The 18,761-nt window shown below is 70.2% G+C and carries 16 protein-coding genes, 1 tRNA gene and 1 other RNA gene; 5 read left to right on the plus strand and 13 right to left on the minus strand.

Annotated features, from left to right (window positions below; all coding sequences use genetic code 11):
- Positions 1–92: 92 nt before the first annotated feature.
- The gene (locus tag ACMCNK_RS20050) at positions 93–1,154 is read right to left on the minus strand and encodes an aspartate-semialdehyde dehydrogenase (RefSeq protein ID WP_412740927.1); all 1,062 of its coding nucleotides are present in this window, start codon (positions 1,152–1,154) and stop codon (positions 93–95) included.
- 24 nt (positions 1,155–1,178) lie between these two features.
- On the minus strand, positions 1,179–2,444 hold the full coding sequence (locus tag ACMCNK_RS20055; RefSeq protein WP_412737929.1) for an aspartate kinase: 1,266 nt from the start codon (positions 2,442–2,444) through the stop codon (positions 1,179–1,181).
- A gap of 235 nt (positions 2,445–2,679) precedes the next feature.
- On the opposite strand from ACMCNK_RS20055, the gene ACMCNK_RS20060 reads away from it, so the two are divergent.
- From ACMCNK_RS20060 to ACMCNK_RS20075, 4 genes are all read left to right on the plus strand, one after another.
- Positions 2,680–3,444 (plus strand): hypothetical protein, encoded by a 765-nt coding sequence (locus ACMCNK_RS20060; RefSeq protein ID WP_412737930.1) that lies wholly within the window; start codon positions 2,680–2,682, stop codon positions 3,442–3,444.
- Between the two features lie 216 nt (positions 3,445–3,660).
- Positions 3,661–5,400: a 2-isopropylmalate synthase gene (gene leuA, locus ACMCNK_RS20065; protein ID WP_412737931.1), complete on the plus strand. Its 1,740-nt coding sequence runs from the start codon at positions 3,661–3,663 to the stop codon at positions 5,398–5,400.
- A 169-nt stretch (positions 5,401–5,569) separates the two neighbouring features.
- On the plus strand, positions 5,570–6,241 hold the full coding sequence (locus ACMCNK_RS20070; protein ID WP_412737932.1) for an HNH endonuclease family protein: 672 nt from the start codon (positions 5,570–5,572) through the stop codon (positions 6,239–6,241).
- The gene (locus ACMCNK_RS20075) at positions 6,241–6,558 is read left to right on the plus strand and encodes a hypothetical protein (RefSeq protein ID WP_412737933.1); all 318 of its coding nucleotides are present in this window, start codon (positions 6,241–6,243) and stop codon (positions 6,556–6,558) included. The genes ACMCNK_RS20070 and ACMCNK_RS20075 overlap by 1 nt, the downstream gene beginning before the upstream one ends.
- 64 nt (positions 6,559–6,622) lie before the next feature.
- On the opposite strand, the gene ACMCNK_RS20080 is transcribed toward ACMCNK_RS20075, so the two are convergent.
- The 11 genes from ACMCNK_RS20080 to ffs form a co-directional block, all read right to left on the minus strand.
- Positions 6,623–7,660 carry an ABC transporter ATP-binding protein gene (locus ACMCNK_RS20080; RefSeq protein WP_412737934.1) on the minus strand — a complete coding sequence of 346 codons (1,038 nt, stop codon included), beginning with the start codon at positions 7,658–7,660 and terminating at the stop codon, positions 6,623–6,625.
- 17 nt (positions 7,661–7,677) lie between these two features.
- Positions 7,678–8,733 carry an ABC transporter ATP-binding protein gene (locus ACMCNK_RS20085; protein ID WP_412737935.1) on the minus strand — a complete coding sequence of 352 codons (1,056 nt, stop codon included), beginning with the start codon at positions 8,731–8,733 and terminating at the stop codon, positions 7,678–7,680.
- A 14-nt stretch (positions 8,734–8,747) separates the two neighbouring features.
- A complete protein-coding gene (locus ACMCNK_RS20090; RefSeq protein ID WP_412737936.1) occupies positions 8,748–9,749 on the minus strand; it encodes an ABC transporter permease in 1,002 nt (333 codons plus the stop codon).
- 119 nt (positions 9,750–9,868) lie between these two features.
- Entirely contained in the window at positions 9,869–11,605 is a 1,737-nt protein-coding gene (locus ACMCNK_RS20095) for an ABC transporter substrate-binding protein (protein ID WP_412737937.1), read from the minus strand.
- Between the two features lie 126 nt (positions 11,606–11,731).
- Positions 11,732–12,727 (minus strand): ABC transporter permease, encoded by a 996-nt coding sequence (locus tag ACMCNK_RS20100; RefSeq protein WP_412737938.1) that lies wholly within the window; start codon positions 12,725–12,727, stop codon positions 11,732–11,734.
- Positions 12,728–13,083: 356 nt separating this feature from the next.
- On the minus strand, positions 13,084–13,677 hold the full coding sequence (gene recR / locus ACMCNK_RS20105) for a recombination mediator RecR (protein WP_412737939.1): 594 nt from the start codon (positions 13,675–13,677) through the stop codon (positions 13,084–13,086).
- 4 nt (positions 13,678–13,681) lie between these two features.
- Positions 13,682–13,990, minus strand: coding sequence for a YbaB/EbfC family nucleoid-associated protein (locus tag ACMCNK_RS20110; protein WP_412740928.1), 309 nt, complete (start codon positions 13,988–13,990; stop codon positions 13,682–13,684).
- A gap of 97 nt (positions 13,991–14,087) precedes the next feature.
- Entirely contained in the window at positions 14,088–14,861 is a 774-nt protein-coding gene (locus tag ACMCNK_RS20115; RefSeq protein ID WP_412737940.1) for an RDD family protein, read from the minus strand.
- A 37-nt stretch (positions 14,862–14,898) separates the two neighbouring features.
- Positions 14,899–15,300: a DUF2752 domain-containing protein gene (locus tag ACMCNK_RS20120; RefSeq protein WP_412737941.1), complete on the minus strand. Its 402-nt coding sequence runs from the start codon at positions 15,298–15,300 to the stop codon at positions 14,899–14,901.
- A gap of 117 nt (positions 15,301–15,417) precedes the next feature.
- Positions 15,418–18,240 carry a DNA polymerase III subunit gamma and tau gene (locus ACMCNK_RS20125; protein WP_412737942.1) on the minus strand — a complete coding sequence of 941 codons (2,823 nt, stop codon included), beginning with the start codon at positions 18,238–18,240 and terminating at the stop codon, positions 15,418–15,420.
- 117 nt (positions 18,241–18,357) lie between these two features.
- Positions 18,358–18,454: signal recognition particle sRNA small type (gene ffs / locus ACMCNK_RS20130), an RNA gene on the minus strand.
- Positions 18,455–18,534: 80 nt separating this feature from the next.
- On the opposite strand from ffs, the gene ACMCNK_RS20135 reads away from it, so the two are divergent.
- Positions 18,535–18,619, plus strand: a tRNA-Ser gene (locus ACMCNK_RS20135).
- The last annotated feature ends 142 nt before the right edge of the window (positions 18,620–18,761 follow it).

Raw genomic sequence — 18,761 nt, forward strand, 5'->3', positions numbered from 1 at the left:
CACAGCGCCCGCGTCAGCCCCGCGGCGCCCGCGTCAGCCCCCAGCGCCCGGCGCCAGTTCCGCAGCTCAGCCACCAGTCCGGCGGGTACGTCTCAGTCCCGCGCGAGATCCGCGGCCACCAGCTCGGCGATCTGGACCGTGTTCAGCGCGGCACCCTTGCGCATGTTGTCGCCCGTGACGAACAGGTCGAGTGCGCGGGGGTCGTCGATCGCCCGGCGGATCCGCCCCACCCAGGACGGGTCGGTGCCCACCGCGTCGATCGGCATCGGGAACTCGCCCGCCTCAGGGTCGTCGACCACGATCACGCCGGGGGCGTGCCGCAGCACCTCCCGGGCGCCCTCCGCGTCGAGTTCCGCCGCGAACACGGCGTGCACCGCGATCGAGTGACCCGTCACCACGGGCACCCGTACGCAGGTGGCGGACACCTTCAGGTCGGGCAGGCCGAGGATCTTGCGGGACTCGTTGCGCATCTTGAGTTCCTCGGATGACCAGCCCCACTCGGCCAACGACCCGGACCACGGGACCACGTTGAGCGCCAGCGGCGCCGGGAAGGGGCCGAGGTCGTCACCGACCGCCTGGCGCACGTTGCCGGGCCGCGACCCGAGGGCCCGGTCCCCCGCCACCTTGCTGAGCTGGTCGTGCAGGACGTCCACGCCGATCTGCCCCGCCCCGGACACCGCCTGGTACGACGCCAGCACGAGCTCGCGCAGGCCGTACTCGTGGTGCAGCGGGGCGATCGCCATGATCATCGCCATGGTGGTGCAGTTGGCGTTCGCCACGATGCCGCGCGGGCGGTACCGCAGCGCGTCGCGGTTCACCTCGGGCACGACGAGCGGGACGTCGGGTTCCATCCGGAACGCGGACGAGTTGTCCACCACGATCGCACCGCGGGACACCGCGACCGGCGCCCACTGCTGGGACACCTCGTCGGGCACGTCGAACATGGCCACGTCGACCCCGTCGAACGCCTCCGCGCTCAGCTCCTGCACGACCAGGGTCTCGCCCCGGCAGGAGAGCTGCTTTCCGGCGGAACCCGCGGACGCGATGAGCCGGATCTCGCCCCAGACGTTGCGGCGCGAGCTGAGCAGTTCGAGCATGACCGTGCCGACGGAGCCGGTGGCTCCGACGACCGCGAGAGTGGGCGCCGCCACGATCAGCGCACCATTGCCATGACGGGCTTACCGGCCGGTGCCGGCGTAGACCACCGCCTGCTCGTCGCCGCCCAGCTCGAACTGCTCGTGGACGGCACGCACCGCGGTGTCGAGGTCGGTGTCGCGGCAGACGACGGAGACCCGGATCTCGGAGGTAGAGATCATCTCGATGTTCACCCCGGCCTCGCCGATGCACGCGAAGAACGTGGCGGCGACACCCGGGTGCGAGCGCATGCCCGCGCCGATCAGTGACACCTTGCCCACGTGGTCGTCGAAGAGCAGGCTCTTGAACTTGATCTGATCCTGGATCTTGTTCAGCGCGGCCATCGCGCCCGGGCCGTCCGCCTTGGGCAGCGTGAAGGAGATATCCGTACGGCCGGTGCCCTCGGTCGACACGTTCTGCACGATCATGTCGATGTTGATCTCCGCGTTGGCCACGGTGTTGAAGATGCGGCCCGCCGCGCCCGGCTCGTCGGGCACCCCGACGATCGTGATCTTCGCTTCGCTGCGGTCGTGTGCCACACCGGTGATGAGCGCCTGTTCCACGGAAGGATCCTCCATCGATCCGGTGACCAACGTGCCTGGCTTGCTGGAGTAGGACGAGCGTACGTGGATCGGCACCCCGAACCGGCGGGCGTACTCGACGCACCGCAACATCAGGACCTTCGCCCCGCCCGCGGCGAGCTCCAGCATCTCCTCGTAGGTGATCTTGTTGATGTGCCGGGCGTTCGGGACAATGCGCGGGTCGGCGGTGAAGACGCCGTCCACGTCGGTGTAGATCTCGCAGACGTCCGCGTGCAGCGCCGCGGCGAGCGCCACCGCGGTGGTGTCCGAGCCGCCCCGGCCGAGCGTGGTGATGTCCTTGGTGTCCTGGCTGACGCCCTGGAAGCCGGCGACGATCGCGATCGCGCCCTCGTCCAGCGCGGTCCGCAGCCGCCCCGGGGTGACGTCGATGATCCGGGCCCGGCCGTGCACCGAGGTGGTCAGCACCCCGGCCTGCGAGCCCGTGTACGAACGGGCCTCGTACCCCAGGTTGTGGATCGCCATCGCGAGCAGGGCCATCGAGATGCGCTCACCCGCGGTGAGCAGCATGTCCAGTTCCCGGCCGGGGGGCAGAGGGCTGATCTGGTTCGCGAGGTCGAGCAGGTTGTCCGTGGTGTCACCCATGGCGGACACGACGACGACCACGTCGTGGCCGGCCTTGCGGGCGTCCACGATCCGCTCGGCCACGCGCTTGATGCGCTCGGCGTCCCCGACGGAGGAACCGCCGTACTTCTGCACCACCAGCGCCACGGCGAACGACTCCCTCCAGCGGCCTATGTGCCGGCGCCGCCGGGGGACGGCGGCGCCAATCAGGTCCGGACCAGCCTAGCCGCGGCCGTCCCACGCTTCGACAGGCGATCCCAGAATCCGGCCGTCGGTACGACACGCCGGGGCCGGTTCCGCCCGTACGGCCGGGGTTACGGCACACAGGGGCGAGAATGTCGCGGTGCGTCCCGCCCCCGTTGTTCGATACGGTTTGTCCGCGTTGACCGCCGCCCTGCTCGCCACCGGGGCCTCTGCCTGCGGCGATGCGGCCCCGGCGACGCCTCCGGCCAGCATCCCGTCGTCCGCGGCCCCGGCCACCGACCCCGGTGCCGCGCGAGCCGACCTCGCGGCGCGCGCCGCCCTGGCGCAGGACCGCCGGTACACCGCGGTGTACCGGTACACCGCGCCCGGCCAGGACCCTCGCAACGTCACGGTCACCGTGGCGGGTGACGGCAGTTGGCGGGTCGACATCCCCGGCGGTGCGCTCGGCGGCACCGCGGACGTGTCGATCGTGCAGACCGCCGCCGGGGTGTACCAGTGCTCGCTGCCGTCACCGACCCAGCCGGTGGTCGCCTCCTGCGTACGGGTGGCGAACCCGGGCGACCCGATCCCCGGCCCGTACGACCCGAAGGTGCAACGAGCCTTCCGGCAGTGGCTGAGCGTCTTCACGGACCGGCGGGCCGCACTGTCGGTGACCCCGGCCCAGCCGTTGCCGGGCGCCCGGGGCCGGTGCTACGCGGTCGACACCATCTCGGCGTCGCTGAGCGCCACGTTCGACGTGGGCATCTACTGCTACGCCGACGACGGGCAGCTCACGGCCGCCCGCCTGGACTACGGCCAGATCAGCCTGGCGAGCTCGGTGGCGCCCCCACCGCCGCGGGTCGACCTGCCCGGTCCGGTCAGCGCGGGCGACCCGATGGGAATGGCCGCGCCCCCGCCGCCGCCGAGCATGCTCCCCTCCGACGTGGCGTCCCCCGCCGAGTGACGCCCGGAGGTCCCACGATCCGGGCGTAGAGTTAGCGATGACCGAATTGATCACGTAGGGTCATCTGCGACATGTGGTACGCGCTCCTTCTTCGCTGCCGCGACGAGGCCCCATCCCTGGCCGGCACCTCGTCGCGGAGTTGACGCGCGCCGGTCGGTCCGTGGCACGCACCACCCTCACCTGACCGCACCCGCTGACCTGAGGAGCACACCACCCATGTCTTCCGACGTGTCCGATGATCCGATCGCTCGGCAACGCCCGAGCGCGATGCCGGTCCACCGCTACCGGCCGTACCTGAATCAGTTCGCGATCGACCTGCCCGACCGGCGTTGGCCCGGCCGGCGGATCGAGGCGGCGCCCCGCTGGTGCGCGGTCGACCTGCGCGACGGCAACCAGGCCCTGATCGACCCGATGTCACCCGAGCGCAAGCGGCGCATGTTCCAGCTGCTGGTGCAGATGGGCTACAAGGAGATCGAGGTCGGCTTCCCGGCCGCCAGCCAGACCGACTACGACTTCGTCCGCCAGCTCATCGAGCAGGACCTGATCCCGGACGACGTGACCATCCAGGTCCTGGTCCAGTGCCGCGAGCACCTGATCGACCGTACGTTCGACGCGCTGCGCGGCGCCAAGCGGGCCATCGTGCACTTCTACAACTCGACGTCGATTCTGCAGCGGCGCGTGGTGTTCGGCCTGGACAAGGACGGGATCACGGACATCGCGACGAGCGGCGCGCGGCTGTGCCAGAAGTACGCGGAGATCTACACCCCGGACACGCAGATCTTCTACGAGTACTCCCCCGAGTCGTACACCGGCACGGAGCTCGACTACGCGCTGGAGGTCTGCTCGAAGGTCATCGACGTCATCGACCCCACCCCGGCCCGGCCGCTGATCATCAACCTGCCGGCCACGGTCGAGATGGCCACCCCCAACGTGTACGCCGACTCGATCGAGTGGATGCACCGCCACCTGCCCCGGCGCGACAGCCTGGTGCTCAGCCTGCACCCGCACAACGACCGGGGTACCGGCGTGGCCGCCGCCGAGCTGGGCCTGCTGGCCGGCGCGGACCGGATCGAGGGCTGCCTGTTCGGCAACGGCGAGCGCACCGGCAACGTGGACCTGGTGACGCTGGGGCTGAACATGTTCGCCCAGGGCATCGACCCGATGATCGACTTCTCGGACATCGACGAGATCAAGCGGGCCGTCGAGTACTGCAACCAGCTCCCCGTGCACGAGCGCCACCCGTACGTGGGGGATCTGGTCTACACATCGTTCTCCGGTTCGCACCAGGACGCCATCAAGAAGGGCTTCGTCGCGCTGCAGGCCGACGCCGCCGAGGCGGGCAAGGACGTGGACGCGTTCGAGTGGGGCGTGCCGTACCTGCCGATCGACCCGAAGGACGTGGGCCGCACGTACGAGGCGGTCATCCGGGTGAACTCGCAGTCCGGCAAGGGCGGCGTGGCGTACATCATGAAGGAGGAGCACAAGCTCGACCTGCCGCGGCGCCTGCAGATCGAGTTCTCCGGGGTCATCCAGCAGGTCACCGACGCCGAGGGCGGCGAGGTCTCGCCGCAGCAGATGTGGGACATCTTCGCGGCCGAGTACCTGGTCGACCATCAGCAGTTCGGCGTGATCGGGTTGCAGCGCTACTCGACGTCCAGCGTGGACGGCAAGGTCGAGGTCGACGCGGAGGTCGTGCACCGCGGCGTGCGCCGGGCACTGCTGGGCGTCGGCAACGGCCCGATCGATGCGTACGTGCAGGCGCTCAAGCCGCTCGACGTGCAGGTACGCGTCCTGGATTACCACGAGCACGCGCTGTCGTCCGGCGGCGATGCCCAGGCCGCCGCGTACGTCGAGTGCGAGGTCGGCGACACGACGGTGTGGGGCGTCGGCCTCGACGCGAACATCGTCACCGCCTCGATCAAGGCCCTGACCAGCGCGGTCAATCGGGTCCGCTGAGCACACACCGGACGTCCAGCCGGGAACATCGGCTGGACCGTCCGCCGGGGATCGTTGCCGGACGGGGTTCCGGGGACGCGTCAAGGTCCCGTTCGGGCGACGCGCCGGACGATCCGGACGGCGGGTGACAGGTCCGGCCATGCGGGCGTAGCGCTCATACGATGGCGGTGTGTCTACCCCGGTCACGACCCCCCGAATCTTTGTCCGCGGCGCCGCCGCCCTCGCGCTCGTGCTCGCCGCGGCGGGCGGCTGCACCGGCACCTCCGGCGGTTCACCCGCCGGCGGTACCGCGCCGAACACCCACGCCACGGGTACGGCCAAAGCCGCGACGCAGCAGCTCGCCGGGCTGGCCGTGGCCGCGCCGGGCTCGATGCGCGGCTACAGCCGGGCCAAGTTCCCGCACTGGCAGCGGACCGGTGCGAACTGCGACGTCCGCGATTCCGTGCTCAAGCGGGACGGCTCCAAGGTCAAGATGTCCGGGTGCAACGTCGTGGGCGGCGCCTGGACCAGTGTGTACGACGGCAAGGCGATCGACTCGCCCACGCTGGTCGACATCGACCACGTCGTACCGTTGGCCAACGCGTGGCGGTCCGGCGCGTCCGCATGGACCACGCCGCAGCGAGAGCAGTTCGCCAACGACCTGGACGACCCTCAGCTGGTCGCGGTGTCGCAGGGCTCCAACCGCGCCAAGGGCGACCAGGACCCGTCGACCTGGAAACCCCCGGCCCGGGAACACTGGTGCGAGTACGCGCAGGATTGGGTAGCGGTGAAGACTCACTGGAAGCTGACCGTCACCTCGGCCGAGAAGGCCGCCCTCGCCGACATGCTGGAGACCTGCTGATGTCTGACACCTCCGAACCGGCCCCCGCCACCGCGGCTGGGCCGGCAACCCCGGCCCCGGGCACCGTCCCGGCCAGCCGGACCGCCGACTTCACCGCCGGGCCCGGTGGCGTGATGACCGACGAGGTCGGCGTCGTCACCGGCGAGCTGACGCTGCGCACCGAACTGTCCGGCAGCGAGGTCACCCTGCACGTGCAGTACAAGGACGCCGACGAGTGGTACGTGATCACCGGCGGCCGGACGCGACTGAGCGACCCGGCGGACCTCGATGCGGTGCACGCGATCGCGCTCGGCCTGCTCCACCGGCCCGAGGGCTGAGCGACTCCCGCCCGACATGCGCGAGCCCGCCCCCCACGTGCGCGGGAGGCGGGCTCGGCGTTCGTCAGGCGGAGGCGCCCGCCGGGCTGCGGCCCTGCACCGCCTCGCCCTCGACCACCGGGAAGTGGCACGCCGTCTGGTGCGACGCCGGGTCACCCGCACGAGGCACCAGCGGCGGCTCCTCGGTCGCGCAGATCTCCTGTGCCTTCCAGCAGCGGGTACGGAACCGGCAGCCGGACGGCGGGTTGATCGGGCTCGGCACGTCGCCGGTCAGCAGCACACGGTTGCGCTGGGCGCGGTCGCGGCGGGCCGGGTCGGGCACCGGCACGGCCGACATCAGGGCGACGGTGTACGGGTGCCGCGGGCTCGCGTACAGGGAGTCGCGCTCGGCGATCTCCACGACCTTGCCCAGGTACATGACCGCGACGCGGTCGGAGATGTGCCGCACCACGGACAGGTCGTGCGCGATGAAGACGTACGTGAGGTCGAACTCGCTCTGCAGGTCGTCGAGCAGGTTGACGACCTGCGCCTGGATCGACACGTCCAGGGCGGAGACGGGCTCGTCCGCGACGATGAGCTTGGGCCGCAGCGCGAGCGCGCGGGCGATGCCGATGCGCTGGCGCTGGCCGCCGGAGAACTCGTGCGGGTACCGGTTGTAGTGCTCCGGGTTGAGTCCGACGAGTTCGAGCAGCTCCTGCACGGCCTTCTTGGTGCCCTGCGGGGTGGGGATCTTCTGGATCTGCAGCGGGGCCGAGATGATCGACCCGACCGTGTGCCGCGGGTTCAGCGACGAGTACGGGTCCTGGAAGATCATCTGAACGTCCCGGCGGTGCGGGCGCATCGCCATCGTGGACAGGTGCGTGATGTCCTTGCCCTCGAAGATGATCTTGCCGCCGGTCGGCTCCAGGATCCGGGTGAACAGCCGGCCCGCCGTGGACTTGCCGCACCCGGACTCGCCGACCACGCCCAGCGTCTCGCCGGCGCGGACGGCCAGGTCGATGCCGTCGACCGCGCGCACCGCGCCCACCTGGCGCTTGAAGAGACCCTTCGTGATCGGGAAGTGCTTCTGCAGGCCCGTCACTTCGAGCAGGTTCTCGCTCATCGTCTTGTCACTCCCGCTCACAGGTTGGGTGCCACGTCGCGCTGGAAGATCTCCCAGCGTTGCTCCGGCGACAGGTGGCACGCGGCCGCGTGGTGACCGCCGCGCAGCACCGGCACCTCGGTGAACGACCGGTCGCCGTTCAGCCCGGCATACGGGCAGCGCGGGTGGAACGCGCACCCCGAGGGCAGGTTGATCAGGCTCGGCGGCGTGCCCTTGACCGGGTTCAGCCGCTCCCGCAGATCACGGTCGAGACGGGGCATCGACCCCAGCAAACCCCACGTGTACGGGTGCTGCGGCTGCTCGAAGACGGCGTGGGCCGCGCCGCGCTCGATGATCTTCCCGCCGTACATGACGATGACGTCGTCGGCGAGCTCGGCCACGACGCCGAGGTCGTGGGTGATCATGATGACCGCGGAACCGAACTCCGCCTGCAGGTCCCGGATGAGGTCGAGGATCTGCGCCTGCACGGTCACGTCCAGCGCGGTGGTCGGCTCGTCCGCGATCAGCAGCGACGGGTCGTTGACCAGCGCCATCGCGATCATCGCGCGCTGGCGCATACCGCCGGAGAACTGGTGCGCGTAGTCGTTGAAGCGCCGTTCGGGCTGCGGGATGCCGACCCGGGCCAGCATGTCGATGGCGCGGGTACGCGCCTCCTTCTTGCTGGCCTTGGGGTGGTGCACCCGGTACGCCTCGACGATCTGCGACCCGACCGTGAAGTACGGGTGCATCGCGCTCAGCGGGTCCTGGAAGATCATCGACATCTTGCCGCCGCGCAGGCCACGCACCTGCTCGTCGGTAGCGGTGACGAGCTCCTGGTTGTCCAACCAGATCTCACCGGCGACCTTGGCGTTGCTGCGGGTGCGGTGCAGGCCGAGGATCGCCAGCGAGGTGACGCTCTTACCGGAGCCGGACTCGCCGACGATGCCGAGCGTCCTACCGCGTTCCACGGAGAACGACGACTCCGACACGGCCTGCACGATGCCGTCGTCGGTCTCGAAGCGGACCGTCAGGTCCTTGACCTCGAGGTACGGGCGAGCCGGGCCGGCGGCACCGGGCAACGAGTAGTTCGACATGTGGTCCCTCTCTCTCAGCCCAGCCGCACGCGCGGGTCGATGACGCCGTAGAGCAGGTCCACGATGAGGTTGATGGTGACGATGAAGAACGCGGCGATCAGCGTGACGCCGATGATGATCGGCAGGTCGTTGCCCTTGATCGCAGCGAGCGCCTGCAGGCCGATGCCGTGCAGGTTGAACGCGGTCTCGGTGAGGATGGCGCCGCCGAGCAGCGCACCCAGGTCCAGACCGAAGATCGTGATGATCGGGGTGAGGCCGGAGCGCAGCGCGTGCTTACTGATCACCGAGCGCTCCCGCAGGCCCTTCGCCCGGGCGGTACGGATGTAGTCCTCGCCCAGGGTCTCCAGCATGTTCGCGCGGGTGAGCCGGGCGTACGTGGCGGCGAACAGGAACGCCAGGGTGACCCACGGCAGGATCAGTCCGGCCGCCCACTGCGCCGGATTCTCCGTGAACGGTGTGTAGGAGGGGTTGGGTAGCCACTCCAGCCAGTACACGAAGATCGCCGAGGAGAGCAGCGCCGTGAAGTAGATCGGCATCGAGACGCCTGCCAGCGCGGTCGACATCACCGCTCTGTCCAGCAGGCTGCCTTTTCGCAAGGCCGAGATGACCCCGGCACCGACGCCCATGATCAGCCAGATGACGGCGGCGCCGATGGCCAGCGAGATGGTGACCGGCAGGTCGCTGAGCAACAGCGGGGTGACTTCCTGGTCGGTCTTGAACGAGTAGCCCATGCAGGGTGCCGGGCAGTGCGTGACGTCCGGGCCGTTTGCGTAGTCGCGGCCCGCAACGAGTCCCTTGAGGAACTTCCCGTACTGCACGATCACCGGGTCGCCCAGGCCGAGCTTGGTCCGGATGCCCTCCACGGAGACCTTGTCGGCGGTCTTGCCGATGTAGAGAAGTGCCGGATCGCTTCCCGTGATCTTCGGAACCATGAAGAAGATTCCGAAGGTCACCAGCGTGACCACGAGCAACGTGAGGATTGCGTTGATCACGCGCCGAATGATGTATGCCAACACGACGTTCGGCCGAACAGTGAGCGGGCGCCGATCCTTGTGGGACCGACGCCCGCCCACCGCGGGCGGCCTTCACCTGCCCTTCGTTCTTCCCGGCACGTGCGTGCGGGCGGGGATGTTGCCTACTTGCCGCTGACGCCGAGCGCCTGGAAGTCCACCATGCCGAAGGCGTCGTGGACGTAGACGTTCGTCAGGCGCGGGTTGCGGTAGTTCAGCGCCTTGTCGAAGACGAACGGCAGGTAGTACGCGCCTTCCATGACCTTGGTGTTGATCTGGCTGTACAGCCCGTACGCCTTGGTCAGGTCGGTCTCTGCGGCGGCCTGGTCGAACAGACCGTTGATCGTCGGGTCGTTGATCTCCGGCAGGTTGAAGTTGCCGTTCGGCAGGATGAACCGGCCGTCGACGAGCGCCTGCAGGTAACCCGTGCCGGAGGGCCAGTCGGCACCCCAGCCGGCGATCATGATGCCGTAGCCCTTCTTGTGCACGTTGTCGGGCGAGCCGACCACGGACGCGATCTGGGCACCGTCGTACTGGTCGATCTTGGCGTTGATGCCGACCACCTTGAGCGACGCCTGCAGCGCCTCAGCGGTCTTGATCTCGGCCGGCTTGTTGTTGCGGACCGCGATCGTGGTGTCGAACCCGGTCGGCTTGCCACACGCCTGGAGGGCGGCCTTCGCCTTGTCCACCTGCGGCTTGCCCTGCGCCCGGCCGTACGGGTCGTACGACGGGTCCGAGCCACCGATGTTCGGAGGCAGCATGTTCGTGCCGATGTCGCCGCCGGCCACCGGGCCACCACGAGCAGCCTGCAGCGCGGTCGGGTCGGACGCGTACATGACCGCCTTGCGGCACTCGACGTTGTCGAACGGCGCGACCTTCTGCGACATCGCGGCGTACCGGATGAAGCCGGTGATCGGGGTGTCCGCGTTCGCCCGCAGGTTCGGGTCCTGCAGGATCTTCGCGCGGGCCGCGGCCTGCACACCGGTCTGGCCGACGTCGATGTCCGCGGTGCCGGCGATCAGACGGCTGTCCAGGTCATCGGCGTTGGTCGTGATCGTCAGGTTGATCGCGTCCGGCAGCGCCTTGCGGATCGTGTCGGTCGACGGGTCCCAGTTGGGGTTGCGGACCCACTTGACGCTCTTGCCCGGTTCGTACGACTGGAACATGTACGGCCCGGAGGCGGCCGGCTTCTTGCCGTACTGCGCGCCGGTGTCCCGCTTCTGCGGCACCGGGCCGGAGCCCGGCATGGCCAGCAGGTACGGGAAGTCCGCGAACTGCTTGGCCAGGTGGAAGACGATCGTCGAGTCATCGGGAGTCTCGACGGCCTTCAGGCCCAGCTTGTTCGGGTCGGTGTCCTTGTACGGGCCCTTGTACTCGTGCTTCGGGTCCAGCAGGTCGATCAGGTACACCGGGCCACCGGGGACGACGTCCTGCGCGAAGACGCGCTCGACACCGTACTTGATGTCCTTGGAGGTGATCGGCGTGCCGTCGTCGAACTTGATGCCCGACTTGAGCTTGAACGTGTAGGTCTTCTTGTCCGCGCTGATCTCCGGCTCCGCCGTGGCGAGGTCGGGCTGGAGCTTCAGGCCGTCCTTGCCGACCGCGCCCGCGTAGTCCACGAGCTTGCGGGTGTAGAGACGGTTGAGGTCCCACACGAACGCGTAGTAACCACGGACCGGGTCCCACGAGTCGGCGTCCTGCGCGCTCCAGAGTTCGAGCGTGCCGCCCTTTGCGGTGCTGGGGTTCACGACCGAGGTCGTGGCCGCATTGTATGTGCCCTTGCCGGTGGTGTTGGTGTTGCCGCTCTTGCTGCTGGACCCGCCACCGCACGCGGCGGTGGTGAGACCCACAGCGACGGCCACGCCTGCTACCGCCACCACCCTCGCCTTACTAGCCACCTGTTCTCCTACCTCCTTGAACAGCGGAACCTTGCGGGCGCCGCGGATCGTGCGATGCCCGTCGGCCCGGTGGTCACCGGGCCGGCGGTGTCACCGGGCCTTCGGGTCGAGCGCATCGCGCAGGCCATCACCGAAGAGGTTGAAGGCCAGCACGGTAAGGAAGATCATCACGCCCGGAACGATCATGTACATCGGGTCGGACTGATACGTCGCGATCGCGTCCGACAGCATGCCGCCCCAGGAGGGCCACGGCGGCGGGATACCGACGCCGAGGAAGCTCAACGCCGCCTCGGTGAGGATGTTCGTGGGGATGATCAGCGTCGTGTAGACGAGGATCGGCGCCGCCAGGTTGGGCAGCAGCTCGCGGAACAGGATCCGCGGCGAACGGGCCCCGAGACTCTTGGACGCCTCGACGAACTCGCGTTCACGCAGCGACAGCGTCTGCCCGCGGACGATGCGGCCGATGTACGGCCAGCCGAAGAAGCCGATGACCAGCACCAGGATGCCGACCCGCGACCAGCGGTCGCCCAGGCCGAACATCGTGTCCGGCAGCACCGAGACCAGCGCGATCGCGAACAGCAGCTGGGGGAACGCGAGCAGGAAGTCCATCACCCGGCTGATCGCGGAATCGACCCAGCCGCCGAGGTAACCCGCGGACAGGCCGAACAGTACGCCCAGCAGCGTCGAGAAGAAGGCGGAGAGGAAGGCCACCGACAGGGAGGTCTGCGCGCCGTACACGACTCGGCTGAACACGTCGCGACCCGACGTGGGCTCCACGCCCAGAAGGAAGTCCTTGCTGACGCCGCCCCAACCGCCGATCGGCGTACCGAACGTCGGGTCGATCTTGTCGATGTGGAACTCGTCGATCGGGTGGCCGAACCACCGGGTCAGCAGCGGCGCGATCACCGCGATGAAGGTCAGGAAGACGACCACGACGCCGCCGGCCATCGCGACCTTGTCCTTCTTGAGCCGGCGCCAGGCGATCTGCTTCAGGGAACGGCCCGCGATGGCCTTCTCGCCAGGCTCCCGCGCAGCGCCATCCGAGGGCATTAACTGCTCGGTGGTCGCTTCTGGGCCGATCGACATCTACGCCGGTCCTTCCCCGGCCGCCGATGCCCGGACCACAGCCCCCGCCGGCTACGTCGCCGATCGGATGCGATGGCTCCCGCAGCGCCCGGCAACCGATCGGTTATCGCAAGCCTCGAGTGCCGACCCTCGACTCCCGGACCAGGTCCGGCCGGAACTCGAAGGCACTCGACGGCGGGTGTGCCGCCATCGCTAGGAACATTCACCTACAGCTTGGCCGGGGTCAAGGCTGCATGGTCCACACGGTGTGTTCCGTGTCTCCACCGTGACGCCATTGTGACCTCCACGCGCTCCAAACGGACGGTATCGCGGAGAAGGCCTGGTAGGAAGCGAAATGGACGTAACGGGGAGGAATCTCAGACTGCGCGGCGACCCTCGAACGCGCGACCGAGCGTGATCTCGTCCGCGTACTCAAGGTCACCACCCACCGGGAGACCGCTGGCGAGCCGCGTCACCGCGATGCCCATCGGCTTGACCATCAGCGCCAGGTACGTCGCCGTGGCCTCCCCCTCGGTGTTCGGGTCGGTCGCCAGGATCAGCTCCTTGACCTCGCCCGTGCCCAGCCGCACCAGCAGCTCCCGAATGCGCAGATTGTCCGGACCGATCCCCTCCAACGGATTGATCGCCCCGCCCAGCACGTGGTAGCGCCCCCGGAACTCGCCCGTACGCTCGATCGCCACCACGTCCTTGGGCTCCTCGACCACGCACAGCACCTCATTGGTACGCCGCGGGTCGCGGCACACCCGGCACTGCTCCGACTCGGCCACGTTGAAGCAGGTCGTACAGAACCGGACCAGCTCCTTGACCTTGCGCAGCGCGGTGGCCAGCCGGTTCACGTCGGCCGGATCGGCGGACAGGATGTGGAAGGCGATGCGCTGGGCGCTCTTCGGGCCCACGCCCGGCAGCCGCCCCAGCTCGTCGATCAGGTCCTGGATGGCGCCCTCGTACACGGAATCAGAACCCCGGCAGGCCGAGGCCGCCCAGGCCGCCCGTGGCCGGACCCATCTTCTTCTCGGTCAGCTCGCGCTGCGCCTCGGCCGCGTTGTGCAGGGCCGCGAGGATCAGGTCCTCCAGCGTCTCGATGTCGTCCGGGTCGACCGCCTTGGGGTCGATCTTGACCGCCTTGAACTCGCCCAGCCCGGTCACCGTCACGGTCACCAAGCCACCGCCCGCGCTGCCCGTCAGCTCGGCCGCCGCCAGCTCGGCCTGCGCCTGCGCGACCTGCTGCTGCATCTTCTGGGCCTGCTTCATGATCTGCTGCATGTTCGGCTGTCCACCAGGACGCACGGTCGGCTCCTCGACTCGTCGGATTTCGCCCGCTCAGCGTAGTGGGCGACAGCATCGGATCACCTGCGGCAGGTCAGCGGATCACCAACGTCTTGACGACCTTGTCGGCGAACGTCTGCTTCTTGGCATCCCAGATCGGCCACAGGAAGCCGACGTAGCACGGGAGCGCGTCCAGGATGTGCGCCAGATCGCGCACGAACGCCATGCCACCGCCGATCGGCTGACCGGTGAACTCACCCAGCAGACGCAGACCGAGAGCCTTCTTGCCCCAGCTCTGACCGGTGGTGCCCTGCAGGTACCAGCGGTTGTAGCCGAAGACCGCGAGGCCGAGCAGTGCGAACACGAAGTACATCGCGTTGTAGTGCGGGAACCCGTTCGCGTCGGTGCTCTGGCCGAACACGATGCCGAGGATCGAGAACGGGAGCTGCACCAGGGCGTCGATGATGTACGCCCCGACACGCTGCAGCCAGCTCGCGTACGCGGAGGCCGAGGGACTGTCGTACCCGGGTTGTCCGTACCCCGGCTGCTGGCCGTATCCGGGCTGGCCGTACGGGGACTGGCCGTATGGCGTCTGGCCGGGCTGGCCGTATGGCGTCGGGCCGGGTGGCTGGCCGTGCCCCGGCTGGCCATACCCGGGTTGGCCGTAGCCGGGCTGGCCGTGTCCCGGCTGGCCGTACCCGGGCTGGCCGTACCCCGGCTGGCCGTACTCAGGTTGGCCGTATCCAGGTTGGCCGTACCCGGGCTGGGCGGGAGGCGGCTGGCCCGGCTGGCCGTACGGATTCTGGCCGGGCCGGCCGTATGGATCCTCCGGCTGTTCCTGGTACGGGTCCTGCGGCGGATACGACATGCGCTCCTCTTCCTGACGCGCGCCCTGCCGGCGCGACTCAGCCCACACCGAGGCGGTGCAGTTGGAACAACCAGCTCACGACGGAGAGCGCGCCGACCAGCGCGCCCAGGCGGCGTCGGCGCCCTGCGGCCCAGGGGCGGGGCGGCGGCAGCACCCCGAGCGCCCGCAGCGACACCAACGGGACGACGGCGACCGCCGCGGCGGCGAGCGCCATGATCGCCGGATTGGCGGCGAGCGCCGCGCCGACATCACCGCGGACCAGAACCACCGCCGCCGTGGTCAGCCCGCACGCCGGGCAGGGGATGCCGGTCAGGGCCCGCAGTGGACACGGCAGCGTCGCACCGGTGTGCCCGTTCAGGGCGGGCCACGCCAGAGCGGCCGCGGCCACGGCAAGCCCGAAACCGCCGATCCGCTCGGGGACCGAGAAGGTACGCCGCACGTCGCTCCGGATGTCGGGTCGGACGGTCGCCGGTGGTGGCCCCTCACGAGCCAGGGCACACCTGGTGGAATAACCACGCTGATCGGACATACCGTAACCCGGACGTGGACTACCCGGTCAGACCTCGCCGATCTTCTCCGCGCCGAACGCCTCCTGCAGAAGCCGCATGGCCTGCTGCTCGCTGCTCTCCCGCGCCGTCTTCTCGTCGATCACGTCGTCCAGCGGCTCGTCGCCCGGGTCGAACCCCTCGTACGCCGGGGCGCCGCGGACCGGGCCGTCGTACTCAGGGTCGTACGGCGGCTCCTCCGCGGGGGACCCGTCCGACCAGGTCCCGGTCGCCGCGGCGGCCGCCACACGGGCGCCACCGGACTTCGCCGCGTTCGCGGCGGCGGCCCGCGCGGCGGCGAGCCCACCGGAGGGGGTGCGGCCGGGGGCGCGGCTCTTCGGCGGCGCGGCCGGGTCACCGCCGTGCGGAAGACCCGCGCCAGGTCCACCGGACGGAGTGGCGCCCGCGCCAGGCTTGCCGGGCAGAGGCCCGCTCGTGCCAGGTTTGCCGGACGGGAGACCGCTCGTGCCAGGTTTGCCGGGCGCGGCGGTCTCGGCGTTCTGACCGCCACTCGCGTCGGGTCCAGGACCCGTGGGTCTGCTGGCCCCGGGGTCTTCGGCCGCGCTCGGCGGCGGCGCGGGCGGCGCCGCGGACCCGCCTGGTCGGGCCGGCTCCGGCCAGTCGTCGCCGTCGTCGCTCGGCGCCGGGCGGGGCGACGACTCGCGCCGCCGGGCGGGTGCCGAATCCGGCTTACCGCCCGTGTCGGTGGCCCCGCCCTGCTGCGGCCGGCTGCCTTCGGGCGATGACGGCCGGGCGCCCCCCTGGCTCGGCACGGGGCGCCGGGACGCACCGGGCACCGAGCCCAGTGCGGCACCACCCGCCTCGCCGGCCACGTCGCACCGGACCTGCCACTGCCCGCCGAGCGATTCGTGCAAGGCGTCGGAGATCAGCGTCGGGTCGGCGGCCACCATCTTTGCGTGGGCGGGAAACCGGAACGTCAGCACGACCGTCCGGCCGTCGAGGTCGCGAACGTTGGCCCCCTGGGCCAGCGCGGCGATCTTCTTGCTCTTCCGCCCGACCATCGTCATGATCTCGGGCCACGCCTCACGGACCGCTTCCACGGAGAGCAGCCCGGATGTCGCTGCGGCGTCCGCCACCACAGCGGACGGCTCCGACGGACCGTCCGCCACGGGAGCCGTGGCAACCTCGCCCACCGCACGCTCCGGTCCCGGCGTTCCGGCCGAATCCGCAGCGCCGTTTGCGGGTCCGTCGGTCCCGGCCCACCCCGGCGCCGCAGGTCCACCGGCCGCCACTGGCTCCTCGCTCGCCACTGGCTCCTCGCTCGGCACGGGCTGGCCACCCGGCACAGGCTGGCCGGTCGTCTCGGATCGCCCGGTCGTTTCGGAGTGGCCGGTTTCCTCGGCCTGACTGGCCGGCGGGGGCGCCTCGGCCGGGGCCAGCTGCGCGTCGGCCGCTGCGCGGGCTACCTGGGGGGTCTTGCCCGGGGCCACGCCGGCTCGGCGCCCCGCGGCTGCCGCGGCCGCCCGCGCGGCCGACAGCCCGGAACCCGCGCCCGTCTCGGCGGCAGGTGGCCCCACCGGCGTCGACGCGGCGGGGCGGTCATCGCGTGCTGAGCCGCCAGGGCGATCATCCGGCGCCGCGTCGGCAGGGCGATCGTCCAGCGCCGCGGCGACGGATCGCACGGTCGGCGGGACGGGGTCGGCATCGCCACCCAGGGTGATGCGGCGTTCCATGCGCTCGAGCCGCTGCAGCAGGGCACCGGTCGAGTCGTCGGCGCCCGGCAGCAGCATCCGGGCCGTGACCAGCTCCAGCAGCAGCCGTGGCGCGGTGGTGCCGCGCATCTCGACGAGCCCGTTGTGCACGATGTCCGCGCAGCGCGACAGCGTCGCCGGGCCCAGCCTGCCGGCCTGCCCGCCCATCGCTTCGAGCTGGTCGGCCGGGCCGTCGATCAGGCCCTTGGACACCGCGTCGGGCACCTGCTGGAGCACGATGAGGTCGCGCAGGCGTTCCAGCAGGTCGGAGGCGAAGCGCCGCGGGTCGTGACCGGCCTCGGCGACCCGGTCGATCGTCGCATACGCCGCGGCGCCGTCCCCAGCCGCCAGCGCGTCACACATCTCGTCGATGAGAGCGCCGTCCGTGACGCCCAGCAGAGCGACCGCCCGCGCGTACGTGACGCCCTGCGGCCCGGCGCCCGCGATGAGCTGGTCGAGCACGGACAGGGTGTCCCGCGCGCTGCCGCCGCCCGCGCGCACGACGAGCGGAAAGACCGCCGGCTCCACCTGGATACCCTCGGCCTCGCAGAGCTGCGCCAGATACGGCCGGAGCACGGCCGGCGGGATCAGCCGGAACGGGTAGTGGTGGGTCCGCGAGCGGATCGTGCCGAGCACCTTCTCCGGCTCGGTGGTGGCGAAGATGAACTTGACGTAGTCGGGTGGCTCCTCGACCAGCTTGAGCAGCGCGTTGAACCCGGCCGACGAGACCATGTGCGCCTCGTCGATCACGTAGATCTTGAACCGGCTGCTGGCGGGGGCGAAGAACGCCTTTTCCCGCAGCTCGCGGGCGTCGTCGACACCGCCGTGGCTGGCCGCGTCGATCTCGATCACGTCGATCGAGCCGGCGCCGTCGTTCGCCAGCGACCGGCAGGACGCACAGACGCCGCACGGCTCCGGGGTGGGGCCCTGCTCGCAGTTCAGCGAGCGGGCGAGGATGCGCGCGCTGGAGGTCTTGCCGCACCCGCGCGGCCCGGAGAACAGGTACGCATGGTGCAACCGGCCGCTGCGCAGCGCCTGCGACAGCGGCTCGGTGACGTGCTCCTGCCCGATGACCTCGGCGAAGGTGCGGGGCCGGTACTTGCGGTAGAGCGCGAGTGCCACTCCTGCCGCCTCCTCTCGACCGCGCCATTGTCCGCCGAGGGTGTGACAACACCAAACGCCGTCCCGCAGGGGTGACCGAGGCGCGCGCCGCCGGGCGTGGGCGAGGGGCGCAGGAGACGAAAAGACCCCCCGTGCACCCGTCAGAGCCCGCTTATCCTTGCTGCCTTCCGGCCCTGGGGAGGTTCACGAGATGCACGCCGCACGAGGGGCTGTCCACCAGCGTACCCAACGCTTCGGGGTGGTACCCAGGGTGGTGGCGTCGGCGCGCCCGCCCGGTTCTGTATCCTGTGCGACGGAGGATTCGCCTAGAGGCCTAGGGCGCACGCTTGGAAAGCGTGTTGGGTTAACACCCTCACGAGTTCGAATCTCGTATCCTCCGCTCTCTGAGCAGGCCAAACGCCACAAGGCCGGTTCCCGTCGGGACCGGCCTTCAGCGTTTCCGTCTCACTTTCCGTCTCCGTTGAGGGCTCGCAAACCTCCCTGGCAGGGCGGATCGCTACCGGGGACCTCAGGCCACGCCC

The organism is Krasilnikovia sp. MM14-A1259, from assembly GCF_047159535.1.
GTDB lineage: Bacteria > Actinomycetota > Actinomycetes > Mycobacteriales > Micromonosporaceae > Actinoplanes.

Coding starts and splice junctions, on each gene's coding strand:
- ACMCNK_RS20100 (WP_412737938.1), bottom strand. CDS start 12,727: ATGTCGATCGGCCCAGAAGCGACCACCGAGCAGTTAATGCCCTCGGAT.
- ACMCNK_RS20110 (WP_412740928.1), bottom strand. CDS start 13,990: ATGCAGCAGATCATGAAGCAGGCCCAGAAGATGCAGCAGCAGGTCGCG.
- ACMCNK_RS20080 (WP_412737934.1), bottom strand. CDS start 7,660: ATGAGCGAGAACCTGCTCGAAGTGACGGGCCTGCAGAAGCACTTCCCG.
- leuA (WP_412737931.1), top strand. CDS start 3,661: ATGTCTTCCGACGTGTCCGATGATCCGATCGCTCGGCAACGCCCGAGC.
- ACMCNK_RS20085 (WP_412737935.1), bottom strand. CDS start 8,733: ATGTCGAACTACTCGTTGCCCGGTGCCGCCGGCCCGGCTCGCCCGTAC.
- ACMCNK_RS20075 (WP_412737933.1), top strand. CDS start 6,241: ATGTCTGACACCTCCGAACCGGCCCCCGCCACCGCGGCTGGGCCGGCA.
- ACMCNK_RS20115 (WP_412737940.1), bottom strand. CDS start 14,861: ATGTCGTATCCGCCGCAGGACCCGTACCAGGAACAGCCGGAGGATCCA.